This is a genomic window from Methylomonas koyamae (assembly GCF_001644025.1).
Lineage (GTDB): Bacteria > Pseudomonadota > Gammaproteobacteria > Methylococcales > Methylomonadaceae > Methylomonas > Methylomonas koyamae_A.
On the sequence record NZ_LUUK01000179.1, the window covers coordinates 24,696 to 50,721 of the forward strand.

23 protein-coding genes, 2 tRNA genes and 1 pseudogene are annotated in these 26,026 nt (G+C 49.3%); 6 read left to right on the forward strand and 20 right to left on the reverse strand.

All coding sequences use genetic code 11. From position 1 onward, the window contains the following. Window positions 1–33 precede the first annotated feature (33 nt). The 6 genes from A1355_RS15335 (at window position 34) to A1355_RS15350 (ending at window position 7,409) form a co-directional block, all read left to right on the forward strand. Window positions 34–1,197, forward strand: a complete 1,164-nt coding sequence (locus tag A1355_RS15335) for a glycosyltransferase family 4 protein (protein WP_064029702.1) — start codon at window positions 34–36, stop codon at window positions 1,195–1,197. A 584-nt stretch (window positions 1,198–1,781) separates the two neighbouring features. After that, a complete protein-coding gene (locus tag A1355_RS24680) occupies window positions 1,782–2,693 on the forward strand; it encodes a glycosyltransferase family 2 protein (protein WP_082885572.1) in 912 nt (303 codons plus the stop codon). 7 nt (window positions 2,694–2,700) lie between these two features. Beyond that, window positions 2,701–3,942, forward strand: a complete 1,242-nt coding sequence (locus tag A1355_RS24685) for a glycosyltransferase (protein WP_082885573.1) — start codon at window positions 2,701–2,703, stop codon at window positions 3,940–3,942. Continuing rightward, window positions 3,929–5,188: a glycosyltransferase family 2 protein gene (locus tag A1355_RS15340; RefSeq protein ID WP_064029704.1), complete on the forward strand. Its 1,260-nt coding sequence runs from the start codon at window positions 3,929–3,931 to the stop codon at window positions 5,186–5,188. The genes A1355_RS24685 and A1355_RS15340 overlap by 14 nt, the downstream gene beginning before the upstream one ends. A 29-nt stretch (window positions 5,189–5,217) precedes the next feature. Beyond that, window positions 5,218–6,285, forward strand: coding sequence for a glycosyltransferase (locus A1355_RS15345; protein WP_197471822.1), 1,068 nt, complete (start codon window positions 5,218–5,220; stop codon window positions 6,283–6,285). Further along, a complete protein-coding gene (locus A1355_RS15350) occupies window positions 6,282–7,409 on the forward strand; it encodes an FAD-dependent oxidoreductase (RefSeq protein ID WP_064029709.1) in 1,128 nt (375 codons plus the stop codon). The genes A1355_RS15345 and A1355_RS15350 overlap by 4 nt, the downstream gene beginning before the upstream one ends. Here A1355_RS15350 and A1355_RS15355 read toward each other — a convergent pair. The 20 genes and pseudogenes from A1355_RS15355 to A1355_RS15450 all read right to left on the reverse strand — a co-directional run bounded on the left by A1355_RS15355 (window position 7,406) and on the right by A1355_RS15450 (window position 25,886). After that, window positions 7,406–8,647 carry a glycosyltransferase gene (locus A1355_RS15355; RefSeq protein ID WP_064029710.1) on the reverse strand — a complete coding sequence of 414 codons (1,242 nt, stop codon included), beginning with the start codon at window positions 8,645–8,647 and terminating at the stop codon, window positions 7,406–7,408. The two genes, A1355_RS15350 and A1355_RS15355, sit on opposite strands and share 4 nt — an antisense overlap. A 16-nt stretch (window positions 8,648–8,663) precedes the next feature. Next, window positions 8,664–9,791 (reverse strand): sodium ion-translocating decarboxylase subunit beta, encoded by a 1,128-nt coding sequence (locus tag A1355_RS15360; RefSeq protein WP_064029712.1) that lies wholly within the window; start codon window positions 9,789–9,791, stop codon window positions 8,664–8,666. A 38-nt stretch (window positions 9,792–9,829) separates the two neighbouring features. Next, entirely contained in the window at window positions 9,830–11,653 is a 1,824-nt protein-coding gene (oadA, locus tag A1355_RS15365; protein WP_064029714.1) for a sodium-extruding oxaloacetate decarboxylase subunit alpha, read from the reverse strand. Window positions 11,654–11,708: 55 nt separating this feature from the next. Then, complete coding sequence (locus A1355_RS15370) at window positions 11,709–11,948, reverse strand: OadG family protein (RefSeq protein WP_064029716.1); 240 nt, start codon at window positions 11,946–11,948, stop codon at window positions 11,709–11,711. A gap of 287 nt (window positions 11,949–12,235) precedes the next feature. Continuing rightward, window positions 12,236–12,706, reverse strand: a complete 471-nt coding sequence (locus A1355_RS15375; RefSeq protein ID WP_231883686.1) for a peroxiredoxin — start codon at window positions 12,704–12,706, stop codon at window positions 12,236–12,238. Window position 12,707: 1 nt separating this feature from the next. Next, on the reverse strand, window positions 12,708–13,232 hold the full coding sequence (locus A1355_RS15380; protein ID WP_064029720.1) for a glycine cleavage system protein R: 525 nt from the start codon (window positions 13,230–13,232) through the stop codon (window positions 12,708–12,710). Between the two features lie 90 nt (window positions 13,233–13,322). After that, window positions 13,323–13,763, reverse strand: coding sequence for a poly-beta-1,6-N-acetyl-D-glucosamine biosynthesis protein PgaD (gene pgaD, locus A1355_RS15385; protein WP_064029722.1), 441 nt, complete (start codon window positions 13,761–13,763; stop codon window positions 13,323–13,325). After that, on the reverse strand, window positions 13,760–15,109 hold the full coding sequence (gene pgaC, locus A1355_RS15390; RefSeq protein ID WP_139306161.1) for a poly-beta-1,6-N-acetyl-D-glucosamine synthase: 1,350 nt from the start codon (window positions 15,107–15,109) through the stop codon (window positions 13,760–13,762). The genes pgaD and pgaC overlap by 4 nt, the downstream gene beginning before the upstream one ends. A 6-nt stretch (window positions 15,110–15,115) precedes the next feature. Continuing rightward, the gene (gene pgaB, locus A1355_RS15395; RefSeq protein ID WP_231883687.1) at window positions 15,116–17,029 is read right to left on the reverse strand and encodes a poly-beta-1,6-N-acetyl-D-glucosamine N-deacetylase PgaB; all 1,914 of its coding nucleotides are present in this window, start codon (window positions 17,027–17,029) and stop codon (window positions 15,116–15,118) included. Window positions 17,030–17,506: 477 nt separating this feature from the next. Further along, window positions 17,507–17,949 (reverse strand): annotated as a pseudogene (locus tag A1355_RS26630) (restriction endonuclease subunit R); the annotation flags it as partial. A 308-nt stretch (window positions 17,950–18,257) separates the two neighbouring features. Then, window positions 18,258–18,334: transfer RNA gene (locus tag A1355_RS15405), tRNA-Pro, on the reverse strand. Window positions 18,335–18,392: 58 nt separating this feature from the next. Beyond that, a complete protein-coding gene (locus tag A1355_RS15410; RefSeq protein WP_064029728.1) occupies window positions 18,393–18,746 on the reverse strand; it encodes a MerR family transcriptional regulator in 354 nt (117 codons plus the stop codon). Next, on the reverse strand, window positions 18,730–19,029 hold the full coding sequence (ihfA, locus tag A1355_RS15415) for an integration host factor subunit alpha (RefSeq protein ID WP_064029817.1): 300 nt from the start codon (window positions 19,027–19,029) through the stop codon (window positions 18,730–18,732). The genes A1355_RS15410 and ihfA overlap by 17 nt, the downstream gene beginning before the upstream one ends. Beyond that, complete coding sequence (gene pheT, locus A1355_RS15420; RefSeq protein ID WP_064029731.1) at window positions 19,029–21,404, reverse strand: phenylalanine--tRNA ligase subunit beta; 2,376 nt, start codon at window positions 21,402–21,404, stop codon at window positions 19,029–19,031. The genes ihfA and pheT overlap by 1 nt, the downstream gene beginning before the upstream one ends. 14 nt (window positions 21,405–21,418) lie before the next feature. After that, window positions 21,419–22,438 (reverse strand): phenylalanine--tRNA ligase subunit alpha, encoded by a 1,020-nt coding sequence (gene pheS / locus A1355_RS15425; RefSeq protein WP_064029733.1) that lies wholly within the window; start codon window positions 22,436–22,438, stop codon window positions 21,419–21,421. 127 nt (window positions 22,439–22,565) lie between these two features. After that, window positions 22,566–22,928: a 50S ribosomal protein L20 gene (gene rplT, locus A1355_RS15430; RefSeq protein ID WP_064029735.1), complete on the reverse strand. Its 363-nt coding sequence runs from the start codon at window positions 22,926–22,928 to the stop codon at window positions 22,566–22,568. Between the two features lie 31 nt (window positions 22,929–22,959). Beyond that, the gene (gene rpmI / locus A1355_RS15435) at window positions 22,960–23,157 is read right to left on the reverse strand and encodes a 50S ribosomal protein L35 (RefSeq protein WP_054761633.1); all 198 of its coding nucleotides are present in this window, start codon (window positions 23,155–23,157) and stop codon (window positions 22,960–22,962) included. Between the two features lie 148 nt (window positions 23,158–23,305). Beyond that, complete coding sequence (gene infC / locus A1355_RS15440) at window positions 23,306–23,830, reverse strand: translation initiation factor IF-3 (protein ID WP_082885574.1); 525 nt, start codon at window positions 23,828–23,830, stop codon at window positions 23,306–23,308. A 22-nt stretch (window positions 23,831–23,852) separates the two neighbouring features. Then, complete coding sequence (thrS, locus tag A1355_RS15445) at window positions 23,853–25,760, reverse strand: threonine--tRNA ligase (protein ID WP_064029739.1); 1,908 nt, start codon at window positions 25,758–25,760, stop codon at window positions 23,853–23,855. 48 nt (window positions 25,761–25,808) lie between these two features. Next, window positions 25,809–25,886 (reverse strand) — tRNA-Val (locus A1355_RS15450). Window positions 25,887–26,026: the final 140 nt, after the last annotated feature.

A 26,026-nucleotide genomic window follows, 5' to 3' on the forward strand; every position in this document is an offset into this window, starting at 1 on the left:
AAACCACTTTATCTTAGTGATTAAGAAAGTAAAATGCTGCTAAAATTAGTTATTCATTCCACCATTTTATTAAGCGCTATTTTTTTTAAAATAAAGAATAAGGGCAAAAAAAATGGCATACACTTCTTTTTTCCATTCTATCATGTAGGAGGGGGAGAGAAAGTGCATTTGCAAATTGTTTCGTCTGTTTCAGATTACAATCCTCAAATATATTTTACGTGCTTATCAAATGACTTACGGTATTTGGATGATTTTAAAATAGCTGGAAATGTTTATGATTTGTCTGACAAATTGTCCAAGACTGGGCTAAGTAAATATTTTTATTTGGGAAAAATAGTTGCTAGCATAGGTGGCAAATCAATTGTCTTTGGCGCAAACACAAAATTTTTCTATCTTATTTTGCCATTTTTATCAAAAAGTGTTTATAAAGTAGACTTGATACATGCTTTTTGCGATGAGGATAGACCAGGCTACGAAGGATACAGTATCCCGTATGTAAAATTGTTAGATAAACGTGTAGTAATTAATGAAGATACAAAAACAAAACTTTATAAATTATACGAAAAACTTGGCTTGAATCAAAAGTTTTATGAAAGAATTATTACAATACGAAATTATGTAGACATTCCATATCAAATAAATACACGCCCAATAAATAATAAAATAATACGCATAGCTTATATCGGCAGAGGCTCCGAAGAAAAACGCATTTATTTGATTGGAAAAATTGCTTCGGCTTTAAAATCGTATGATTATGAGGTTTTAGTTATAGGCTGTTGCGATGAATGGGTTCTAGAGGAAGATAGAGAGAACTGTATTTTCTTAGGCAAAATATTGAATAATGAAACGATAACCGAAGCTTATAACAACATAGACGCTGTATTAATAACATCATATAGAGAGGGCTCCCCATTAGCGCTGATGGAATCGATGTCTCACGGCGCTATACCAATTTCCACAAACGTAGGTGGAATAAGTGAATTTATAACCGATGGATATAATGGATTTTTAGTTAAAAATCACAGTAATGAAGACAAGATAGTTGATGACTTTGTAAGCATTTTGCTGAAATTGTTTGGCGATCATGCACTTCCTGAAAATATATCAAATAATTGTTATAATTATTCGAAAGTTTTTTTTGATAAAAATTTATTTATAAAAAAATACAGAACCTTACTGCTTAATAGAGAATATTAAGATACCTCTGATTAATTCGTCAACATGAATTTCAGAGGCAATTAAATCAACGACTTGTGCATTGATTTTCTTAAAAACCTGAATTAATCAGAGGTTCCTTAACTTTTAGTTATCAGCATTTTAAAACAATCTCCTGGAGATTCGCGAAGAACTGAACTAAGAGAACCGTCCAGCGATGTGACTTTATCGCGATTCATGTAACGGATATTGGCATAATTGACATCGGCCGCACTTGCCAAAGGCAATGGCTGAGCAAAAATTGTTGCCATGCATCCATGATAAAAAGCGAGGTTTCGCTTTCATTATTACGAACATTATCGAAAGGCTTCTGCAAAAAAGTTATTATGAGTCATTGTACCGCCAAAATACTATTGACGGATGTAATAAACACCTTAAGCCAACAACATGTCATATTTTTTTGCACCTATTGGCTTGATCACGATAGGAGTGAGGGTTATGAATAGCTTTATCGATTCGCACTGTTCAGATGATTTGGTCATGCATGGGAAAAGATCATGCATGAATAGTTAACCACCTTTATTATTTTTGGTGTTAACACAAGTAACAATCATAATAAATATTATATGAAACGCGTCGTTATTATTACTCGAACCAAAAATAGACCTATGACTTTACGAAGGACTTTAAATAGCATAGCCGCACAATCTTTTAAAGATTATAAATGGGTTGTTATTAATGACGGAGGAAGTATAGTAAAAGTCAATGAAATTATTGATGAAGCAGAGCGTATTGGCATAGATTCAACTGTATTGCATAACGAGCATTCAATGGGAATGGAAGCATCTTCTAATTATGGCATCACCAACTCATTAAGCAAATATATTGCATTCTTAGATGACGACGACACATGGCATCCTGAATTTTTAAGAAAAACCGTTGCCTTTCTGGATAATCCATCCAATTTATGCTATAGAGGGGTTGTTACAAACACCTTGGTAGTAGAAGAGAAGTTTTTAGATACTGAAATAATATCAATATGCTCTTACCCATTCGCACCAGAATTAGACTCAGTTACGTTATTTCATTTAGCTAGAAGAAATTATATTGCCAATTTATCATTCGTTTATCATCGTGACGCGTTAGAAACTATCGGTTTATATCGTGAAGACTATCCCGTTGTTGGTGACTGGGAGTTTAATCTTCGTTTTTTAAGGGAGTTTGATATAGGTTTTATACCAGAATACTTAGCTAACTGCCATCGTCGCAGCCAAACTAAAGGTAGCTCATACAATCAGAGCGATATAAATAATATACACTCAAAGTACTGCGCAATACTCAGAAATGAACTTCTAAGACAAGACTTAAGTACCAATAGTATCGGACTTGGCTTTGTAGCAAACATTGCTCACGAGATTGATCTACTTGAAAGGACAATTAGGCGAGGCAGTCCTATCTATATCTCAAAGAATATCGCATTCACTATATATAAAAAGCTCATTAGTTATTATAAAATCTTAAGCCATTCTCTTAAATGATGACAATATGAATATTGCAATCGTTAGTAAATCGGATGCCACAGGAGGTGGCGGCAGTCGTCTAGCATCTGGTTTAGTTCGATTGTTAAACAATAACTCAGAATACGCAGCACATCACTGGGCAGGTCGGCCCAGCATTAATTCTGATTGGTACACTTATAAGCTCCATGGTGGCCAATGGCTATCACTGATTCAAGGTGCTTGCTCAATTACATCTAGAACTATTGGACTTCCAGACTTTCTAACGCCTGAGCTTTTGATTCATATGAGTCGCAAAACTGTCGAATATGATCTTTATCATTTTCATGACATTTCATTTACATTTTCCCCTTTAGCTATCTCTTGGCTTGTAAAACGTAAACCTATTATATGGACATTTCATGATTGCTCACCATTTACTGGTGGCTGTATATATCCTATGGATTGTAAAGCTCACTATGATCATTGCAATAATTGTCCGCAATTAAATTTGTTGCCATTGGGGACATCAATTGATTTAACAGGCTATATGCAGCAATATAAACGGCGATTACTGCAACAATGGCCGATTGTGCCTATCGCCCCATCGAGATGGTTGGCAGAAGAAGCGATGAAGGTTATCGATTTCAAAATAACACCCCTTGTAATACCTAATTATGTGGATACGAATATCTACAAACCATTGGACCGCAGGATACTTAGAACCATTCTTAATCTACCTCAGGACCGGTTTATTGTTTTATTAACGGCGACTAGTTTGTCAGAAGTTAGAAAGGGCTCGCATCTTGCTGTTGAAGCACTAAAAAAAATAAATCCATCACCTTTTATTTTGGCCATTGGAAAATTAGAACAAAGCCATTTAATTCTTTTTCAAGGATTAAATGTTTATAATACTGGATATATTTATAATGACCAGCTTTTAGCACAATATTATGCTGCGGCAGATGTATTTCTTTTTCCTACATTGGCTGATAATTTACCAACCGTCGCCATTGAAACCATGGCGTGTGGAACACCAGCTATTGCATTTGCAACCGGTGGCGTTCCTGAAATTATTGAACATAACAAAACCGGATGGCTTGCAAAAACCGGCGATGTGCAAGGTTTAGTTGATGGCTTGAATTACGCCGTCAACAACCCGGAAACATTGGTGATATGGCGATCAATCGGCCTTCAAATAGTCAAAGAACGCTATGCCAAGGAAATGTTTTTAGCGGCTCATTTAAAAATTTATCAAAAAGTTCTAAATAACGATTATGCAGACCTCTAAAGTTGCAATTGTCATCGTAACCTGGAATAAGAAAGCATTCGTTTTAGAACTGCTCAATTCATTACAACATCTTAATTATCCAAATTACGATGTAATCGTGGTTGATAATTTCTCAAGCGATCACACTTTTGAAGCTATAGCCGAATACTTTCCAAATACTATTGTTATCAACAATCCGGAAAATACTGGCGGAGCTGGCGGTTTCAATATAGGTTTACAATACGCGCAAGATAACGGATATAAGTATTGTTGGCTGCTAGATAACGATGTGGTCGTTGAAAGCGACGCCTTGCTTCATTTGGTTAATACTTTGGATAGCAGCCTTGAAACAAGTATCTGCGGATCTCAAATATTAATAGCTGGTACCGATATTATACAAGAATGCGGTGGCGATATTGATTGGAATAATTTTAAAGTTAGGTTAATTAACCATGGTAAATCCAAAATTTCAAAGCGACCGGATAAGAGCGTATTAGAAGTTGATTACTGTGCAGCTTGCTCGATGCTCGTTAGAATGAGTGATATTATTGCTTTTGGCAAAATAGATCCGGATATGTTTATCTTCTGGGATGATATCGAATGGTCAACTCGAATAAAGACTTTTGGCAAGAAAATATTTTGCAATACAAATTCCGTTGTTTGGCATCATTTCAATGGTTACAAGCCATCCAATGTATGGCGTGTTTACTACAGAGTCAGGAACAAGCTATATTTTTTCAACAAATACTCAAAATCTAAAAGTGCCGTAGCCAAGCTTTTAGCAATTTACGAAGAACTGCAGGAATTTTACCACTACATGGGGATTGTCGATTATTCTTATTCTGTTGAATCAGCCATTACTGATTTTAAAAATGATATTCGAGGAAAATGGCCTTCCCAGGCTTACATCCCAACCACGGCCACACACTTTCAACCAGATATAATTCCCGATAACAATTATTTGGTAATTTATGATCATAATTATGGTCAACTAAGCTATTCAGCATTTGGCGATAACACAATACATCATGTCATAGACACCAATTTGTCCGCCACTAAGTTTTCGTTAGCTTTATTAAAATCGATTATTAAACCTTCTATCGCAGTTGGCAATCAGTTAAATATATTTATGCTATTTTCTAGCTTTGCTATTCTATTAACAGAAAATGGATCACGCGTCATTAAAAACAGCAAAATTAAAAACACAGCATTTATTATTTATCGCTGTATTTTTTTTGCTGGAAAATATATTTCTCAATTTAAATGAGAATTGTTTTCTTATGCAAGCGCCACTATATGCAACACGACGTCATCGACGACCGTTATGCTAGGCTTTACGAACTGCCAAAACAATTAGCATTAATTGGGCACTATATCCGAGGAATTTGTCTTGGCTACCATCGCTGCACTTCCGGTCATTTTATACACATAAATAATAGCTCGAATTCTTTGGAGTGGCATGGCTTCGATGCCGGCAGGTTAATAGTCCCCGGTTTGCCGAGGTACTTTGCCAACACATTTTTGCTTATTAAGCAATTTGAACCGGATATTTTATTGGGTAGCTCCGACTGTCTTCATGCCGTTATAACCGCTCTATTCGCCAAACTTTTTAAGATACCCTATTATCTCGATCTTTACGATAATTATGAGAGTTTCGGGCTGGCAAAATTGCCCGGACTTTTGTCTTTATATCGTCTCGCGATAAGAAACGCCGAAGGCATTAGTTGTGTCAGCGAACCACTTTCAAATTTTATCCGGCAGCGATATCAGCATCACAACGTTATCACGTTGGAAAGCACGATCGCGGGCAATGACTTTTTTCCACAGAATAAAACTCTATGCAGGCAACACCTGAATTTGCCTGCTCATGCAAAACTAATTGGCTTAGCCGGTTCGCTGGACAAAAATCGCGGTGTCGATTTGCTCTACGCCGGCTTTTTGCAATTAGCCGATAACGACAGTTCGGTTCATTTAGTGTTGGCCGGACCAACTGACCCTAGCTGCCCTATCCCCAATCATCCGCGAGTTCACTATTTGGGTCTATTGCCGCATCGTCAAATTAACGGCTTTTATAGCGCGCTTGACTTGGCAATGATTTGTCTGCGCGATAGCGAGTTCGGCCGATACGCCTTTCCGCAAAAGACCTACGAGATTCTCGCCACCGAAACGCCGATTTTAGCCACGAATGTCGGCGCGGTTGGGCAAACCTTTCGCGATCACCCGGAATGTTTATATACACAGGATGATCTGGCCGACTTCTGCAACAAGGCTAGTTATTTATTGAACTCCGGCTATACAGTTCGCCTGCCGATTCCCAGTTGGGCAGACCAAGCGCGTCGCCTTATCGAATGGATTAACTCATGATAGCGGATATTCTCATCGTTGGCGCCGGGTTTGCCGGCGCTGTGATTGCACGGCAGTTGGCCGATAGCGGGCGGTTTAACGTGAAAGTGATCGACCGACGCGACCATATTGCCGGCAATGCGCATGACCCGATTAATCCGGATTTGAATTTACGCGTTCACCAATATGGTCCGCATATTTTTCATACCAACGACCAGCGGATTTTCGATTATCTGTCGCGATTTACCGAGTGGCTACCTTATCGACATCAGGTTCAAGCCTGGGTCGATGACGTAGGTTATGTGCCTTTGCCGATTAATAGAACCACCATTAACCGCATATATCGGCAAAGTCTCTATGATGAAGAGGCGGTCAAGGTATTCCTGAGTACCTTGCGTATTCCGAATGAAAACCCAAGTAACGCGCGACAAGTAGCGGAAAACGTATTCGGCCCGGATTTAACCGAGTTATTTTTCGGCCGTTACACACGTAAGATGTGGGATTTGGATTTAACGGAATTACCGGCCGAAGTGTTGAAACGTTTGCCGATACGCTATGACGACAACGCAGATTACTTTAACGATAGTATTCAGGCTATGCCGGCGGATGGTTATATCGGCCTGTTCAAAAAGCTATTGGACCACCCGGCGATTTCCATTGTTTTAAATTGCGAATTCGATAAAGCCATGGAACACGAGTATTTCCACGTATTCAATTCGATGCCGATCGATGTTTATTTCGATGAATGCTTCGGGCGCTTGCCTTATCGGTCCATCAAGTTTGAGCATCAATTGATGCCGGAACATAGTCAACCGACACCCACCATAAATTTTACCGATGACGGGTGTTATACCCGGCAAACCGACTGGCGTTTATATCCTGGTTGTAATTTAGGCGCCGAGCACGTGTTGCTGACCAAGGAAATGCCGTGCCGCGACGAGGACAATCGTTTCGAGCGCTATTATCCGGTTAAGACGGTATCCGGCGAGCCGCAACAGTTATATAAGCGCTATAAAGCTAAAGCGGAACAACTGAAGCATATGACCTTTATCGGCCGTTGCGGCCAATATATTTATTACGATATGCATCAAGTGGTCGCTAATAGTTTGAAAATCGCCCAAGTTTTCTTGGAGAGGGCTAGCTAACCGCATCCATACTTACAATCGGGAATGAGTTTCTGGTAAACGGTCGCAAACGTCTCGGAAACCGCTTTCCAATCGTATTTACTCGCGGTGATTTTCCCCGCGTCACTCAATCGTTGACGATATTGCCGATCTTGAATCAAGGTCGTCAGGGCTTCGGCCAATTGTTCCGGACAATTAGGCTCAACCAAAATACCGTTCACGGCGTGTTCGATCACTTCGCCGATACCGCCGGTTCTGGTGCTGACCACAGGTACCCCAGCCGCCATGGCTTCCAGCAATATAACGCCCTGCCCTTCGGTATCGCCGCTCGAATCGACTATCGACGGGGCAACAAATATATCGGCATTTGCGTAGTGGTCCGGTAACTCGTGGTTCGCGATTCGTCCGAGAAATGTCACATGGTGCGAGATACCCGAGCGTAGGGCTTGCATTTCGAGCGCTTGCCGTTCCTCGCCATCACCAATAATCCTTAGCTCGACTCGCTCGTGTAACTCATTTGGCAGCCGGGCGCACGCCATGATTAAATCGGTCACGCCCTTCTTTTCGACTAAGCGACCGATGAACAACACCACGTATTTTTCGGGATGACTTTTATCGGTCACTATCGGTTTAGAAACCGCCGCGAAGCAGTCGAAGGGTATGCCCATCGGTAAAATAACCGCACCGCAATGCTTGCAAGCCACTGCTCCGGCCGTCGCCTGGGTATTGCTAGTCCAAGCCGATGCCTGCTGGACGGTCCAGCGCTTTATCGCCGCCAGCCCAGGCCCAGTTAATCCGAACGCATCCGCGCCATGCGCGGTGACTAACACCGGGATCTTAAACAGTTTGCCTAACACCACAGCCAGTGTGCCTTGCGGAAAAATCCAGTGGGCATGAAGCAACGTGGGTTTATCACGGACGATTTCTCTGGCGGCGCGGAAAAACATCGCCGCGATGAACCCAGGCACCTGAAAAATCAGCGTCGGTCTAACTCGCAGATTTGGCAATATGCCAGAACCGTACGCCAGGGCCTGTTTACGTCGATTGAAACTGTAACGAAAATGCTGGAGGGAAACGGCGGAGTCGTATGAACATTGATCCGGATGATCGGGGGCTAACACCCGAATATCGAAATTTTGTTTGGCAAGCGCTTCGGCCAAGTAGCGTAGAAAAACCGATGCGCTATCGTTTTGGTAGCGCGGATAGCTTGAGGTTAGCCAAAGAACACTCGGCTTTCGAGCCTCGGCTTCGGCTGTCATAAAATTGGTCAGACTATCAACGCACCAAACTCAACAACACACCGGCCGCAACCGCAGAGCCGATCACGCCTGCCACGTTCGGCCCCATCGCGTGCATTAACAAGAAATTGTGCGGGTTGCTCTCCAGACCGATTTTATTGGCGACCCTGGCCGCCATCGGCACCGCCGAGACGCCGGCGGCACCGATCAGCGGATTGATCGGCGTGCTGCTGAAGCGGTTCATGATCTTGGCCATGATGACGCCGCTGGCGGTACCGATCGCGAACGCGATCGCCCCCAAACCCAGGATGCCCAAGGTCTGGACTTTCAAAAAGGCTTCGGCGCTGAGTTTGGATCCGACCGACAAACCTAAAAAGATCGTGACGATGTTAATCATTTCGTTCTGTGCGGTTTTACTCAAGCGGTCAACCACACCGCTAGCATTCATCAGATTGCCCAGACAAAACATCCCGACCAGCGGCGCGGCCGACGGCAGCAAGAAGGCGGTTAACACCAGCAACATCAATGGGAACACAATTTTTTCGGTCTTGCCGACGCTACGCAATTGCTGCATTTCGATCCGGCGCTCGGCTTCGCTGGTCAGCGCTCGCATAATCGGCGGTTGAATCAACGGCACCAGCGCCATGTAAGAATAAGCGGCCACCGCGATAGCGCCAAGTAATTCCGGCGCCAATTTGGAGGCTACGTAAATCGCGGTAGGACCGTCGGCGCCGCCGATAATCGCGATCGCGGCGGCTTCCCGCAAGCTGAATTGCATGCCCGGAACCGCATTCAAAGCCAAAGCGCCGAACAATGTGGCGAAGATGCCGAACTGGGCGGCGGCCCCCAAAAACAAGGTTTTCGGATTGGCCAGCATCGGGCCGAAGTCAGTCATCGCACCGACACCCATGAAGATCAACAACGGAAACACGCCGGCTTTAATGCCGTAATACATGTAGTACAAGATACCGCCCTCGTCTATCATGCCGGCGGCTGGAATATTGCTCAGTACCGCGCCGAAACCGATAGGCAGCAACAACAGGGGTTCAAACCCTTTTTTAATGGCCAAATACAGCAATAGAAATCCGACCGCCATCATAGCGACCTGCGATCCGGTCGCGTTATAGATGCCGGTGTTTTCCCACAATAGTCTGATATTTTCCATGGAGCTCTTGATTGGTTCGATAAAGGCCTGACGAATATTTACAACGTGACCAGGATGTCGCCGACCGCCACCGAGTCGCCCTGCCTGACGTTGACGGCGCTAACGATGCCGGCCACCTTGGCGCGAATCTCGGTTTCCATTTTCATGGCTTCCATGATCAACACCACGTCGCCTTCCGACAAATGCGAACCGACGTTGACATTAACTCGCAATACCACGCCGGCCAGCGGCGACTCGACCACGCCCTTGCCGCTGACGATGGGCGCGGTAGCCGCCAACATCGGGCCGCTTTCGTCGATGACCAATTTGCTGGCAATCGGCTGTACAACGATCTCGGCCGCGCCGCCGCCCGGAGCGACCACCACGTGGAAATTCTTGCCGTCCACGTTGACGGTATAGCTTTCAGCCGGAGCTTCCGAGCTAATCTGCGCCGGCGTCGGCGCGGCAACGACGGCCGCGGGCTCGGCGCCGGGAGCAGGTTCGAACGCGGCAGGGTTGCCTCGGTTTTGAATGAACTTCCAACCGACTTGAGCAAACAAACCGTCGATCAACGCATCTTCCTCGACATTCTCGGCCAATTTGACGTTATCGGCCGCCGCCTTGGCTTTAACCTCGGCGATCAACTTATCCATTTCCGGCTCCAACAAATCGGCCGGCCGGCACGTGATCGGCTCACCGCCATTCAACACTCTGGCCTGTAATGCCTTATCGACAGGCGCGGGCGTCGCACCGTACTCGCCTTTCAATACCCCCGCGGTTTCCTTGCTGATGGTTTTGTAACGTTCGCCGGACAACACGTTCAACACGGCCTGAGTACCGACAATTTGCGAGGTTGGCGTTACCAAGGGGATGTAACCGAGATCCTTGCGAACCTTGGGAATCTCGAGCAGTACCTCGTCGAAACGATCGGAAGCCCCCTGCTCCTTCAATTGACTTTCCATATTGGTCAGCATGCCGCCGGGTACCTGCGAAATCAGGATGCGGCCGTCCACGCCTTTCAAACTGCCTTCGAATTGCGCGTATTTTTTACGGACTTCCCTGAAATAATCGGCGATACGTTCCAGCTTGACCAAATCCAGGCCGGTGTCGCGCTTTTGACCGGCCATCATCGCCACGACCGTTTCGGTGGGGCTGTGACCATAAGTCATGCTCAGCGACGAGATCGCGGTATCGACGTTATCGACGCCGGCCTCTATCGCCTTGATATAGGTCCCGACACTCAGGCCGGTGGTGGCATGGCATTGCATATGGATAGGGACGGCCACCGCTCGTTTCAGCTTGCTGACCAATTCGTAGGCGTCATAAGGCGTCAACAGACCGGCCATGTCCTTGATACAGATGGAATGGGCCCCCATGTCCTCGATCTGTTTGCCGAGTTCGACCCACTTTTTAATGGTATGTACCGGGCTGGTGGTGTACGAAATCGTGCCTTGGGCGTGAGCGTCGGTATTTAAAACAGCTTTGACGGCACGTTCGATATTGCGCATGTCATTCATCGCGTCGAATATCCGGAACACATCGATACCGTTTACGACGCAACGCTCGACAAATTTATCGACTACATCGTCGGCATAGTGCCGATAGCCTAGAATATTCTGGCCGCGAAACAACATCTGTTGCGGCGTGTTGGGCATGGCTTTTTTGAGCAAGCGCAAACGCTCCCAAGGATCTTCACCCAAATAGCGCACGCAAGCGTCGAAAGTGGCACCGCCCCAAGACTCGAGCGACCAGTAGCCGATTTGATCCAACTGCGCGCAGATCGGCAGCATATCCTCGATACGCAACCGAGTTGCCAGAATCGACTGATGGGCGTCTCGCAACACCACCTCGGTGATTCCCAGGGGCTTGATAACCTTTTCCACTCTCTATCTCCTAATGACTTTTTTGGGTCGTATATCGATGCCTTTTGGGCAAGGCTTATGCTTTTCGATGTTTCTTGCGGTATTGATGTACCGCCGCCGCGATGGCGGCAACCACGGCTTTGTCACCGCTTTGAGCGACCGGAGCATCCGGATACTGAGCCGGCAGTTCCGGAAAATAGCGTTGGATAAACGCCGACATTAAGCTGATCGCGACGATCAGCATGGCCAAAAATGCGTAAACCATGCCCATGCCAATCAACATGACTTCAATTCCGGAGGTCAGCATTTCGTTCATGTTTGGTGTCCAAATGATTAATATGTCACGGCATTATCGCCAAAACCACCCGATTAAACAATCTTAAGCGGGCCGCGAGCTAGGACGGGCAATGGAACGAACGCTAGAGCGGGCGCGGCCTAGCGCTCGTAAGAAGTTGAAATCAGGCCGGAAAACCTATCGGGTATCGGGCGTTCCAACTAAGCGGCGGCAGATTGCTTTTTGGGCGGCAATCGCGCGAATTAACCCAACGGGGACTTCCCTAGCGATTCCTTAAACACCTAGGGAGGGCCGGCTCGACCGGGGAATCAGGCCAGACTTTCCAAATAGGCCAAGACTTCCGGGATATGAATTTTAACCTGAACCTTACGCCATTCCTTCAGCAATACCCCGTTTTCGTCGATGACGAAGGTACTACGCTCGATGCCTAATACTTGTTTGCCGTACATGTTCTTGGTCTTGATCACATCGAACAAACGACAAAGCGCCTCGTCCTGGTCGGCCAGCAGATCGAACGGAAATTGTTGCTTGGCTTTAAAGCCTTCGTGTACTTTAACGCTGTCGCGGGAAATCCCGAAGATCACCGCATTCAATTGAGAGAAGCGGTCTATATTATCGCGAAACGCAATACCTTCCTGAGTGCAGCCCGGCGTATTGTCTTTGGGGTAGAAATACAAAACCAGTTTCCTACCCCGGTAGTCGCCGAGACGAATGGTTTTATCGCCGGTGGCGGCAATTTCAAAATCAGGAACAGGGGCGCCAATAGAAAGAGTCATCACGTTACCTTTTGATAGGTTCCAAAATCGCATCGATATTCAAGGTGTCGCAGAAATCCAAAAACTCTTCCCGCAACGACAGAATCCGCACGTCCGGCGGAACCAGCAGAACGAAACGGCTGGATAGAACCGGATTGTTGAAGAACGGCGCTTGATGGCGGCTGGCACTGACTTCCTCGATCGTGATGCCCCGCTCCAGCAAAAACGCACTCACCGCGAACAACACATCATCCTTATCCACCGAAATAGTTTCCAGCGTATACGGCACGCCCTCAATCTCCGACTTGCCGTCCTCGGGCCTCAGATAGCTGATTTGCAGGTTGAAGCGTAGCTTGACCGCATCCAGCATACCTTCCAATTTAGCGATATGATTCCAGTTGCCGGATATCAACAGATAGGCGGAACTCAATTGAGTCAAATTGGCGGTACGCAACTCGATCACCGTGCACTGACAGGCGCTCAATGCCGATAAAATTTCCACGATGAAGCCGCTAGCCTTGTTGCCTAGCGCCGAGATTGCAAGCTGCATGGTCATTGATCCTTAAATACGGGTGTTTACAGTGTAGCACCAAGCCCCGTCCGGACAAAAGCCACCGCCGCCGGCGACCCGCCCGCGGGATCAAGAACTGTCGCCAATCCGGGTAATGACGGCGTGGTCGTCGAAATGCACGGTCAACTTATTACCCGTACGCGCTTTGCTCAACAACTCGACGTCGACTTTGAAGGCGGTGGCCAACTGCGAATCGGTCACCGGCGGCGGCCGATGCGGCGGACGATGCGCACGTAGCCAAGCCAGATAGACCGTCCACACCAACCAAAGCAGCGCGATGACCAATATAATTTCGGCATAGAGCTGCATCAGCTCCAACAGGGTTTTGTAGCCGCCGAACCAGCGGATTTCGTCGGACAGACTCTTCAAACCCATCAACCAGGCCCCAAGCGTGAACAAGGGTGTTAAGAAATATAGCCACAACAGCCAACTCGCGAGCGCCAGCAACGCCGAACCAAGCTTCTGCCGCACGCTTTGCAGGTGCGGCTGATTGATGATGATATCCTTCATTTGCTCCGCAAACCTCTGTCCAAGGTGACCCAGACCGCTCGTTGACCGCGCTTCTTACGCAATGCGCTGATGCAGCCGTTGATGGTCGTGCCGACATTGATCAACCAATACACGATCGGATACCAAATCATCCAGTAGTAATGCTGCGCGGACTGGCCGTTCTGGCGCTCATAGCGCGCATCGATCGCCAGACTCACCCCAAATTGGATCAGGCAGGTCACGCACAACAGCATGCTGGTCCAATGCGGCGACAGGTCCTCCAGGGCCTCGGCCGGCTGCTGGGCGGAAACCCATTGCCAAGGCACCCAAGCCAACATTCCCACGACCAAAAACGCCCAGCTCAGACTAATGCAGCATTCCAGGTATAAAGGCCACATACCGCGGCTGCGCCAGTTAAACAGCGAGCGAAAATAGCGCAGCATCACCTCGACGCCGCCTTGCGCCCAGCGGCTACGCTGTTTCCACAAGCCCTTCAAGGTCTCCGGCATCAGCACCCAGCATAAGGCATTCGGCTCGAAGCGTATCATCCAGCCGGCCAGTTGCAACTTCCAACTGATGTCGATGTCCTCGGTCACCATGTCCGGACTCCAATAGCCGACATCGTGCAACGCGGACTTGCGAAAGCCCGCTATCACGCCGGAAATCGTAAAGATATGTCCGTAAGAGCGCTGCGCGCGCTTGATCATGCCGACGATCGCCGAAAATTCGCCGACCTGAATCTTGCCCAGCAGCGTCGAGCGATTGCGGATACGCGGATTGCCGGTCACCGCGCCGACGTTCGGATCTTCCAAAAAATGCCTGACGATCCAGGCGGTCGCATTGGGCGCCAATAGCGCATCGCCGTCGATGCCGATCAGAATCTCGCTGTTGGCCAACAAGGCCGCCGTCCGCAAACCCACGGCCTTGCCTTGGTTGCTGGCCAGATTCACGACTCTAAGCTTGGAATGTTGGTCGGCCAACTCGTGCAGAATTTCCAGGGTATTGTCCTTGCTGCCGTCGTTAATCGCGATAATTTCGAAATTCGGGTATTTCTGGTGCAGTAAGTATTCGATGGTCTCGCGGACATTCTCGCCCTCGTTGTAACAAGGGATCAGAATCGACACCGGCGGGTATTCGGCCAAATCCGGAACGTCCGACCAAACGCTACCGCGCTTGCGTTCCCAACGCCAGTAATACAGGATGCCGCCCAGCATCCAGACGTAGGCCATCAGCAACGGATAGTAAAATACGAAGCGCGACAACCATTCGTCGATGTGCTCCCAAGGTAAGTCTTGCAAACGTTCCTGCAACAGCAGTTTCCAGTCAATCAGCTGTTCGAACCACGGTTGAGCCATGATGTCATCCATAAGGGCTTATTCCTTCCTGGCGACCGGAAAATACTTCTTCAATTCTTCCAACTTGGGCTGGTCGTGATACAGGTTATCCGGATAATAGCCGATGTGCTTGGCGCCGTTTTTTTTCAGAATCTGAAATTGTTCGCCGAATACCGCCATCGGGATGTCCTGCTGTTTTTTCCAATTCACCGTTTGCAGTTCGAACACCATTTTGTCTAAGCCGCCAGGCACTTGCGCGGTTTTCTGCACCAATTCCGTCAACCATTGCTTGGGATTCTCGGCATCTTCCATGAACGGCATCGCCTCGATCGCCACATAGTCGTAATGCTTCATAAAGGCCGGAAACGATTGGGCATACCACTCCTCGCTATACGGCTTCAACAAAGGCAGCGAATAAAAATTGCGCGCGGTCGAAATATAGGGGCGGTAAAAGCGCACTCGATCGGTCAAATAGTCGGTGAACTGGCCGATCAACTCGGTCTTGTGTTGCGCCCAGCGGAGACGCAGTTCGCTGGAAGCGTGGAGTTTGTCGAATTCGCCCGGCAATCCCCAAACGTCGCGGGCAAACTCCAATGCCTGGGGCGACACATCCTCGAAATCGGACAGAATGCCGTCGTCATGAAACAAAATACCGTTGAAATCGCAGTGCTTGGACAAGTCCTCGTAAATTTCGCCGACGAATTGGCGAGCTTCCGGGTTGAACGGCGACAAGCGGGTGTAGACGTGCCGAGATAACTGCGGCTCGCCGTCCCGCCATTCCTTGACATACCACTTCAATGGCACGTCGGCCTTGTAGGCCATGATCGGCATCCAGGCATAAACTTTGACGCCGGCACGCTTACGCAATTGAAACGCCACGTAATTAAACATATCCCGGCGTACCGGCAGGTGCCGATTCGGGAAATACAATTTATCGGCGTTGCCGTCGCCATCGGGATCGGAATAGGCTTGTAGATAAACAGTATTGGCGCCGCTCTGCGCGATCCGTTCGACCAACGCGCTCAAGTTTTTGGCGGTCTGCTCCTCGTCGTCGTCGTAGATATAATCCATGTCCACATGCGCGACCCGCAACTCTCTCCCCACGCGTTTCTTGGTGACGATTTCCGCGAATTGTTGAACATTGGGATCGTCGGCCAACATCATCCGTTTCATCGCGTGAACGTTGGCCAGCGTGTTCACCCCGTCGTCCAAGCCCATCGTCAATGACATGCCGGCCATTTTGGCGGCTTCCAGCGCGATGGTGTTGTATTCGCCGTAGGGCCATACCATCACGCGGGGCCGCTGACCCAACACCTGCAACAGTCGCTCCGAACTCTTATTAAGCTCCTGAAACAGGCGTTTTCGATAATCCTCGTCTTTTTCGTATTCTTCGTATTCGCTGCTGTAAAGTCTGGACGTGACGGCGCTTTCTTCACTACCTTGCGGATTGGCGACCACGCCATGATGCAGGTCGTAGCTATGCGAAGCGATCTCGACCAAACCGCTGGCCATCACTTCGCGAACCTGGGCCGCGCTCATCAGCGGAATATTGTTGTGCGAGGCTTTTTGATCCAACCACGAACCGACCACCGCCAACGTCGCCGGATACTTGTACTTTTTCAACAAGGGCAAGGCTCGGGTATAAAAACTCAAATAGCCGTCGTCGAAGGTCAGAATCACCGCCTTGCTGGGCAGCGCCTTCTCGCCGTGCTGGGCATCCACTAAATCCTGAATGCTGATGACATGGTAGTTGTTCTTTTTCAGCCAGGCGAAGTGGTCTTCCAGATGGGTTTTGTTGACCGCGATCCTGTCGAACGGCGGCACTCGCTCTTCCTCTTCCAGAATGTCGTGGTAATTCAAAATCAGAAAGCCGACATTGTCGACATCGGCAGCTCGGCCGACTGCGGAATACAGGCAAAGCGCCAAAAAAATCACGCGAGCAAAAAAACTCATATCCATTTGATAACAAGAGGGAAATGTCAGAATAGCAGAGATTGCCGGCGGCGGGATCGCGCCGGATTTGGACTGCGGATTTTACCTGAAACGCAATTTTTAGCCTGTTTTAATTTAATAACAGAGGTTCCGCAGGTTCCGTCAGACAAAAAGAGCATCAAGCTGAAAGTAGAGCTATCAGCCAGTGATCGTCAGAAGCCACTCGATTACTGGGTAGGCATTGGCGAAAACGATCCCAGCATCATCAATGAACTCCTCGGGTAGTGCAGTCAGGATGCGACAACCATGGCAGCGGCGCTAAGCCATGCGGAACATGTTTTGAACGTAGAACACGAGGTCACAACCGGCTTAGTGCAATGTTCAAACTGTGGGCAATTAGCACGCGACAAGTGTCAGTTTAGCAATTGGCACCTCGTGGCCGATAAATGGCGGCGCTGCTGAGACTTCGCCCCAGTCCAGAAACCGGAAGCCTCGGGACTGAATGACCAGTTTTTCGTTTTGGTCGGCGATACCGCGATAGTGTTTGTAGCGTTGCCAAACTAGGTCAGGAGGCAGAAAGGCATCCAGTGCAAATTCGGTTTCCATATCGTCGCCGGGATTTGGTACCTTGTTATGGGCGGTAAAAGCGTCTCCGTTGGAACTGAAAGCGCTAGGCACTTGCAGGATTTCGGCATAGCCCAAAGCTTGTTGCAGGCCGTGGCTGACGGTTTGGCTGTTGTCTTTGGCTTCAACTACCGCAACTGGCACGCCGGGTTCCCAGTACAGCACATAGTCGGCAAATTTCTTTTTTTCTTATTGCGCGAGGAAACATTGCCACGAACGACGATGGGGCCGGGGGTTAAAGTTACTTCGCGGCGAATTTGTCGGATGGTGTCCCAGCCGGCGTCGCGGATAGCTGGAGTGATGAAAAGGTCGCAGATGTCGGTTTCGCTGAGGGCCTTCTTTTCGTTTCTATCCGTAAATCAGGAGTCCTATCTAACGATTCGGTTGGCCGAATAGTATAACGTTAGAATCGCTGAACTTAGATATTGCCAGAAAATTTGGGAATCAGGCCGGGATTAGTTTGCAACTAATTTGGATGACCGGGATTTTAACCAAGTCCGGCTAGAGCAAAGAGAGTAAGTAGCTTTCCAGTAACGATCAGTCGGCAAGCATTGAAAATTGTTGTGCCGAAATGACAATTCTGAAACTTATAGCAACCACATGCTTTATAAGTAGTTGATTTAATTGGTCGGGACGGCGGGATTTGAACCCACGACCACTTGCCCCCCAGACAAGTGCGCTACCAGGCTGCGCTACGCCCCGAAAAGAAATGCTGATGAACTAAATTAGCCGGTTATTGTAGCACGGCTTTGCCGATTGATCACTTCAAAAGTTCTAAAATATCTTCCAGTTCGCTTATCATCTGGTGGATAAGCTGCTTGGTCCTTAGCGTGTCTTCCTTGGCGCTACCGCTGGCCAGATGCGCCCTGGCGCCGCCTATCGTGTAGCCTTGCTCGTACAACAGCGCTCTGATTTGCCGTATCAGTAATACGTCGTGTCGTTGGTAATAACGGCGGTTGCCACGGCGTTTTACCGGACTGAGTTCGCTAAACTCCTGCTCCCAGTATCGCAATACGTGGGGCTTAACCCCGCATAGTTCGCTAACTTCGCCTATCGTGAAATAGCGCTTCGCCGGTATAACCGGCAACTCGTTGTTATTACTGGGTTCCAGCATAGGCTTCCACTCGGGCTTTCAGTTTCTGTCCGGTTCTGAACGTCACGACCCGGCGTGGAGTAATCGGGATTTCTTCTCCGGTTTTGGGGTTACGGCCCGGTCGGCCGTTTTTGTCTCTCAGCTCGAATTTGCCGAATCCGGAAATTTTCACTTGCTCCCCGGTCTCCAGGCAACGTTTAATTTCTTCGAAAAACAATTCGACAATTTCCTTGGCTTCTCGTTTGTTCAAGCCTAGGTCTTCGAAAAGTCTTTCCGCAATGTCTGCTTTGGTTAATGCCACAATCACTCCCTCAATTTTGCATTCAGATTGGTCGCCAAAGTATCGAGCACCCTGCGAAATATAGCATCAATTTCAGTGTCGGTCAGAGTTTGCTCGAAATCCTGTAATACCACGCTCAAGGCCACGCTTTTGTGACCCTCACTGACGCCTTGCCCTTGGTAGACGTCGAAAATCGCCGCTTCCCGAATAGCCGGTTCCCGACAGTCTAGGACACAACGGACGATATCGCCGGCGGCAACGGCCTGATCGACCACCAATGCTAAATCCCGACGTACCGACGGAAATTTAGACAGCGAGCTGAAACTGGGCACTTGCCGAATCGTTAAAGCATCGAGAGCCAATTCAAATAAAAATACCGGACTATCGAAACCCAACTGCTTTTCCAACAAAGGATGCAACATTCCCAGCCAACCGATACTGTCGCCCTCTAAACCAACGATTTCAGCCGACTGACCAGGATGCAGGGCCGAATGTTGAGCACTGCGGAAACCGGCGGCTGACGCACCTAACGCGAGTAGAGCTTCGACATCAGCCTTTACATCGAAGAAATCGACCCTACGGGTCTTCTCTGCCCATTGTTCCGCATGAACGCTACCCAGGGCCAGCCCGGCGAGCATTTTTTGCTGCTGGATCTGACCATCGCGATATACGAAACGCAGGCCGGACTCGAACAAGCGAACTCGACTTTGTTGGCGATGAGTGTTGTAAAGCGCGGCGTTCAATAGACCGCACCAGAGCGTGGTACGCATGACCGCCAGTTCCGACGAAATCGGGTTTTGAATCCGTATAAATTCGGCACCGGGTGCGACGGCGTTTTGCATCGCTTCATCGACAAAGCTGTACGTGATAACTTCCTGATAGCCTCTATCCACCAATGCGTCTTGCAACCGCTCGAGCGTCAAGCGATTTTCCGGCGCTTTGCCCAGTTCGGCGCGCATGCGCAAATTGCTGCTGGGCAGGTTGTTATAACCATGGATGCGGCCGATTTCTTCCAATAGATCCGCTTCGATGGCTATATCGAAACGAAATCCTGGCGGGGTGATTTCCCAACCATCCGCGACTTGCGCAACCGTCATTCCCAAGCCCTGGAATAAGGTTGCGACCGCTTCGTTGGACAACTCGATTCCGAGTATCTTCGCAATTCGGTCGCTACGCAACTTGACCGGACTACGGGCCGGCAGCGCATCTTCGTCGACCGCTTCCGTGATCGGACCAGCGCTACCACCCGCAATCTCAAGTATCAATTGCGTCGCGCGCTCGAGGGCCCGATGTTGCAATCTGAAATCGACGCCACGTTCGAAACGGTGGGACGAATCGGTATGCAAGCCATATTGCCGAGCCTTGCCGGCTACGCTAATCGGCGTGAAGAATGCGCATTCCAAGAAAATATCGCAAGTTTGATCCGATACCGCACTGCTCTTGCCGCCCATCACACCGGCCAATGCCAGGGATTGGCGTTGATCGGCAATAACCAGACTGTCTTCGTCCAACTCGATGGTTTGGTCGTTTAACAACGCCAGCGATTCGCCCGCCTTAGCGCGCCGAACGACGACGGGCGCGGCCAGTTTCGCCGCATCGAATGCATGCAAGGGCTGACCCAATTCCAAGAGCACGTAATTGGTGACATCGACAACCGCGCTCAAGCCGCGGACACCGCTACGACGCAAGCGCTCCAACATCCAGAGCGGGGTTTTAGCATCCCTAGCGATCCCTTTAATCAAGCGTCCCAAATAAACCGGGCACGCTTCCGGTGCTTCAACCTGAACTTCCAGCACGTCCGAATGACCGATTTCGGCGGCGGCGGGTTCGGTTGGCGTAAACGCCTGCTTGTTCAATACCGCCATTTCCCTGGCAACGCCAACCGCACTGAGGCAATCGGCTCGATTAGGCGTCAATCCCAACTCGATAATATTGTCGTTCAACAACAGATATTCGCGAATATCCACGCCTACCGGCGCGTCGCTTTGCAACTCCATCAAACCGTCGGAAGTCGCCGCAAGGCCGAGTTCTTTTTCCGAACACAGCATGCCGAACGATAATTCACCGCGTAACTTGGATTCCTTGATTTTGAAGTCGCCGGGCAAGATCGCGCCAATCAGAGCGGCCGGCACCTTCAAACCAGGCCGGACATTGCTGGCACCGCAAACGATTTGCAGAGGCTCGGCTTGGCCGACATTGACTCGACAGACTCTTAACTTATCGGCGTTGGGGTGCTGCTCGGTCGACAGCACTTCCGCGACGACGACGCCGCTGAATTCCGCCGCGACCGGCGTGACCGCATCGACTTCCAAGCCGGCCATCGTCAGTTGAGCAACCAAGGCGGCGGTATCGATCGGCGGGTTAACCAGCTCCCTCAACCAGGCTTCGCTAACTTGCATGATTCAATCCACCGTTACCTAAACTGTTGCAAAAATTTCAAGTCGTTTTCGAAGAACATCCGCAGGTCGTTGATACCGTAACGCATCATTGCCAAGCGCTCAACACCGGTTCCGAAGGCGAAACCCGAGTATTGCTCGGGATCGATACCGACCGACTTGAAGACTTCCGGATGGATCATCCCGCATCCGCCAACTTCCAGCCAACCTGTCTGTTTACAGACGCGACAGCCCTGGCCGTCGCACATGACGCATGAAACGTCGAACTCCGCCGACGGCTCGGTGAACGGGAAATAAGACGGCCGAAACCTGACGTCGACTTCCTTCTCAAAAAAAGCCCGCAGGAATTCGAATATGACGCCCTTCAGGTCGCCGAAGCTGACGTCGGTATCGACCAGAAAGCCCTCAACCTGATGAAACATCGGCGAATGGGTCATATCGGAATCGCAACGGTAGACGCGGCCGGGCGCGATGACTTTCAGCGGCGGCTTCTCCGATTCCATGACCCGAATTTGTACCGGCGACGTATGGGTGCGCAGCACGGTATGCGCATCGAAATAAAAGGTATCGTGCATCGCCCTGGCCGGGTGATGCTCGGGTATGTTGAGCGCGCCGAAATTGTGGTAATCGTCTTCGATTTCCGGACCTTCGGCGATCGTAAAACCGGCGTCCGCGAAAATCTTAGCGATGCGTCGCTGGGTGACGGTTACCGGATGCAGTCCGGCGCTGGATTGCCCTCTACCGGGCAACGTGACGTCGATTCGCCCCGCAGCCAAACGAGCCTCGAGTTCGGCATTCTCCAGCAACTGCCTACGCGTTTCGAGCGCGTCCTGAAAGGCGGTTTTGGCATTATTGATAACTTGACCGACACTCCGTCTCTGCTCGGGGTCCAAACCGCCCAGGGCCTTCATGCGCTCCGTAAACAGGCCTTTTTTGCCCAAATAATGAACCCTGATCTGATCCAGCTGTTCCAGATCTTGTGCATTGGCAAGCGCTTGTAATGCCTGCGTAATAATATCTTCGATACCAGCCGACACGACTCAGCTCACTATAGTCTGACATTGAGGGGGTAACCGCTCCCTTTAGCGGATTCCCGGGGAGCCCTCCCCGCCTTGGCGGAGAGGTAGCGACCGCGAGTCGTCCGCGCGGACGACTCGGATTTTGTTACGGTTTGCTTTGGTTGGCGATAGCGACTTTGGCTATCTCGCCAAACGCTTCGATGTCGCGCACGGCCAAATCGGCCAGGACTTTGCGATCGATGGCAACATTGGCTTTGTTCAAACCGTTGATCAAGCGACTGTAGGATATGCCGAACTGACGCGCGGCAGCGTTGATACGCACGATCCACAGAGCGCGGAATTGGCGTTTTTTAGCCTTACGGTCGCGGTAAGCGTACTGGCCGGCCTTAATGACCGCTTGCTTGGCGACGCGATAGACTCGGCTGCGGGCGCCATAATAGCCTTTAGCCAATTTCAGGATTTTTTTGTGTCTTGCTCTAGCGGTGACACCGCGTTTAACTCTAGCCATGTTTTAACTCTCTCTGCAAATGACGAATCGATCAACTATAAGGCAGCATGCGTGCTACCAATGGCGTATCCGATGGATGCAGGATGGCTGTTTTACGCAATTGTCTTTTACGTTTGGTGGTTTTTTTGGTCAGGATATGACGCTTATGCGATTGCTTGCATTTGAAACCGCCGGTGCCGGTTTTCTTGAAGCGCTTACCCGCGCCACTGTGGCTTTTCAGTTTTGGCATTTGTTTTCTCCAATGAGTCAAAGTAATAATCCCTGAGAAAAAACCCAGTGAGGCAAAATGCTTGGCCCCATTGAATTTTTGGGCAAAACGCCCTTAAGACCGCACCATCCCGCGCGGACTACCGTTTATCGAAACGGCGAAATCTTAATTATTTCTTTCTTTTCGGGGCCATAACCATGACCATCTGCCGACCTTCCAACTTGGGGAATTGCTCGACGGAGGCCAGCTCTTCCAGGTCGGTTTCGATACGCTTCAACAAGTCCATACCCAACTCACGGTGAGTCAGTTCGCGACCTTTAAAACGCACGGTAATCTTGGTTTTATCGCCCTCGTTGAGGAATTTGACCAAACTCCGAATCTTGACCTGGTAATCACCTTCTTCGGTGCCCGGTCGGAACTTGATTTCCTTAATCTGGATTTGCTTTTGTTTCTTCTTGGCAGCTTGCAGTTTTTTGTTCTGCTCAAACTGATACTTGCCAAAATCCATGATTTTACAAACGGGAGGATCGGCATTCGGCGAAATCTCGACAAGATCCAGATTTGCGTCGTAAGCAAGCTGTAAAGCTTCGTTTATTGAGACTACACCGACTTGTTCACCTTCTGCGCCTATCACCCGAACCCGTCTAGCGGTTATATCGGTGTTTAAGCGTGTTGCATCTTTTTTAGAGCTGATACCCTAATCCTCCACGTTGTTATTATTTCCTGTCGGCAATCTCGTGTTTCAAGCGTTCAACCAACTCCGAAACCGCCAGACTTCCCAGATCGTCACCTTGCTGCGTACGCGCCGCGACGGTCCTATTCTCCATCTCTTTGTCGCCGATTACCAGTAAATACGGTACACGCTGCATGGAATGCTCGCGGATTTTAAAGCCTATCTTCTCGTTTCTCAAGTCAATTTTAACTCTAAGACCTTGTTTTTCCAGCTCCAGACGCACTTGTTCGGCGTAATCGGCCTGTTTGTCGGTAATATTCATCACGACGACCTGGACGGGCGCCAGCCACAACGGAAAATTTCCGGCGTATTGCTCGATCAGAATACCGATGAAACGCTCCAGCGAGCCCAACACCGCTCTGTGCAGCATCACCGGCACATGGCGAGCGCTGTCTTCGCCGATATAACTGGCATCCAACCGGGCCGGCATCGAAAAATCCACCTGTATCGTGCCGCACTGCCAAACCCGGCCAATGCAATCTTTTAATGAAAATTCGATCTTCGGACCGTAAAAAGCCCCTTCCCCAGGTTGCAATTGCCAGTCCAGGCCTTTGTTGTTCAAGGCCAACTCAAGAGCGCCTTCCGCCTTGTCCCAAACCGCGTCATCTCCGACCCGGTTTTCAGGGCGTGTCGACAATTTGATGATCACTTGATCGAAGCCGAAGTCTTTGTACACTTCGAACAAAAGATCGATGAACGCCGAAACCTCGGACTGGATCTGATCTTCTGTGCAGAAAATATGGGCATCGTCCTGGACAAAGTTGCGGACCCGCATCAAACCGTGCAGGGTACCCGACGGCTCGTTACGGTGACAGGAACCGAATTCGGCCAAGCGGACCGGCAAATCGCGATAGCTCTTGATGCCTTGGTTGTAAATCTGGATGTGGCACGGACAGTTCATCGGCTTGACCGCGTAATCGCGATTTTCCGAATTGGTCGTGAACATCATCGCACTGAATTTATCCCAGTGACCCGACCTTTCCCACAAGCTGCGATCGACGATCTGCGGAGTCTTGACTTCGCCGTAGCCGTTCACTCGCAATTTTTCGCGAATGTATTGCTCGATCTGTTGATAAATGGTCCAGCCTTTGTCATGCCAGAATACCATGCCCGGCGCTTCTTCCTGGGTATGAAACAAATCCAGGACCTTGCCGATTTTACGGTGGTCGCGCTTTTCGGCCTCTTCCAGCCGATGCAGATACGCCGCCAATTCCTTGGCATCGCCCCAGGCGGTACCGTAGATGCGTTGCAGCATTTCGTTTTTGGAGTCGCCGCGCCAATAGGCGCCAGCGATCTTCATTAATTTGAACGCCTTTAGCTTGCCGGTGCTCGGCACATGCGGGCCGCGGCACAAATCGGTGAAATCTCCTTGCTTATAGAGCGACAGATCTTCGTTGGCCGGAATCGAAGCAATGATTTCCGCCTTGTATTTTTCGCCCAGACCCTCGAAAAAGCTAACCGCCTCGTCGCGCGACAACACCGACCGGCTAACCGATATATCTTGCGAAGCCAGTTCTTGCATGCGCTTCTCGATAGCCGCCAAATCGTCGGGCGTAAACGAGCGTTCGAAAGCAAAATCGTAGTAAAAGCCGTTTTCGACGACCGGACCGATCGTGACTTGCGCTGAAGGAAATAACTGCTTAACGGCTTGAGCCAGCAAATGCGCGGTCGAATGGCGAATCACTTCAACGCCTTCATCGTCCTTGGCGGTAACAATTTGCAGAGTGGCATCGGTTTCAATAAGCGTGGACGCATCGACTAATCGGCCATTGACCTTGCCCGCCAGGGTGGCTTTTGCCAAACCCGCGCCGATGGACGTGGCGACATCCATTACGGTAACCGCTTGGTCGAATTGGCGTTGAGAACCGTCTGGAAGTGTAATTACCGGCATTTTTCGATCCCACAATAAAAAAAGCACCGTCATGCGGTGCTTTATATTTGGTAGGCGCGAGTGGACTCGAACCACCGACCCCCACCATGTCAAGGTGGTGCTCTAACCAAACTGAGCTACGCGCCTAAAGTCTGTCATTCGATTCGGGCATTATAACGATGTTTTTTTTTGTTGCAAGCTTTTTCCACTGACTTCCCTGTCGCGCTCCGCTCACTTGCGCGGTTTTCGAAGAGAATTGGCGCGCCGAAGCTAAAAATACCGAGTCG

Coding starts and splice junctions, on each gene's coding strand:
- A1355_RS15335 (WP_064029702.1), top strand. CDS start 34: ATGCTGCTAAAATTAGTTATTCATTCCACCATTTTATTAAGCGCTATT.
- A1355_RS24680 (WP_082885572.1), top strand. CDS start 1,782: ATGAAACGCGTCGTTATTATTACTCGAACCAAAAATAGACCTATGACT.
- A1355_RS24685 (WP_082885573.1), top strand. CDS start 2,701: ATGAATATTGCAATCGTTAGTAAATCGGATGCCACAGGAGGTGGCGGC.
- A1355_RS15340 (WP_064029704.1), top strand. CDS start 3,929: ATGCAGACCTCTAAAGTTGCAATTGTCATCGTAACCTGGAATAAGAAA.
- A1355_RS15345 (WP_197471822.1), top strand. CDS start 5,218: ATGCAACACGACGTCATCGACGACCGTTATGCTAGGCTTTACGAACTG.
- A1355_RS15350 (WP_064029709.1), top strand. CDS start 6,282: ATGATAGCGGATATTCTCATCGTTGGCGCCGGGTTTGCCGGCGCTGTG.
- A1355_RS15355 (WP_064029710.1), bottom strand. CDS start 8,647: ATGACAGCCGAAGCCGAGGCTCGAAAGCCGAGTGTTCTTTGGCTAACC.
- A1355_RS15360 (WP_064029712.1), bottom strand. CDS start 9,791: ATGGAAAATATCAGACTATTGTGGGAAAACACCGGCATCTATAACGCG.
- A1355_RS15370 (WP_064029716.1), bottom strand. CDS start 11,948: ATGAACGAAATGCTGACCTCCGGAATTGAAGTCATGTTGATTGGCATG.
- A1355_RS15380 (WP_064029720.1), bottom strand. CDS start 13,232: ATGCAGCTTGCAATCTCGGCGCTAGGCAACAAGGCTAGCGGCTTCATC.
- pgaD (WP_064029722.1), bottom strand. CDS start 13,763: ATGAAGGATATCATCATCAATCAGCCGCACCTGCAAAGCGTGCGGCAG.
- pgaC (WP_139306161.1), bottom strand. CDS start 15,109: ATGGATGACATCATGGCTCAACCGTGGTTCGAACAGCTGATTGACTGG.
- pgaB (WP_231883687.1), bottom strand. CDS start 17,029: ATGAGTTTTTTTGCTCGCGTGATTTTTTTGGCGCTTTGCCTGTATTCC.
- A1355_RS15410 (WP_064029728.1), bottom strand. CDS start 18,746: ATGCTGGAACCCAGTAATAACAACGAGTTGCCGGTTATACCGGCGAAG.
- pheT (WP_064029731.1), bottom strand. CDS start 21,404: ATGCAAGTTAGCGAAGCCTGGTTGAGGGAGCTGGTTAACCCGCCGATC.
- rplT (WP_064029735.1), bottom strand. CDS start 22,928: ATGGCTAGAGTTAAACGCGGTGTCACCGCTAGAGCAAGACACAAAAAA.
- rpmI (WP_054761633.1), bottom strand. CDS start 23,157: ATGCCAAAACTGAAAAGCCACAGTGGCGCGGGTAAGCGCTTCAAGAAA.
- thrS (WP_064029739.1), bottom strand. CDS start 25,760: ATGCCGGTAATTACACTTCCAGACGGTTCTCAACGCCAATTCGACCAA.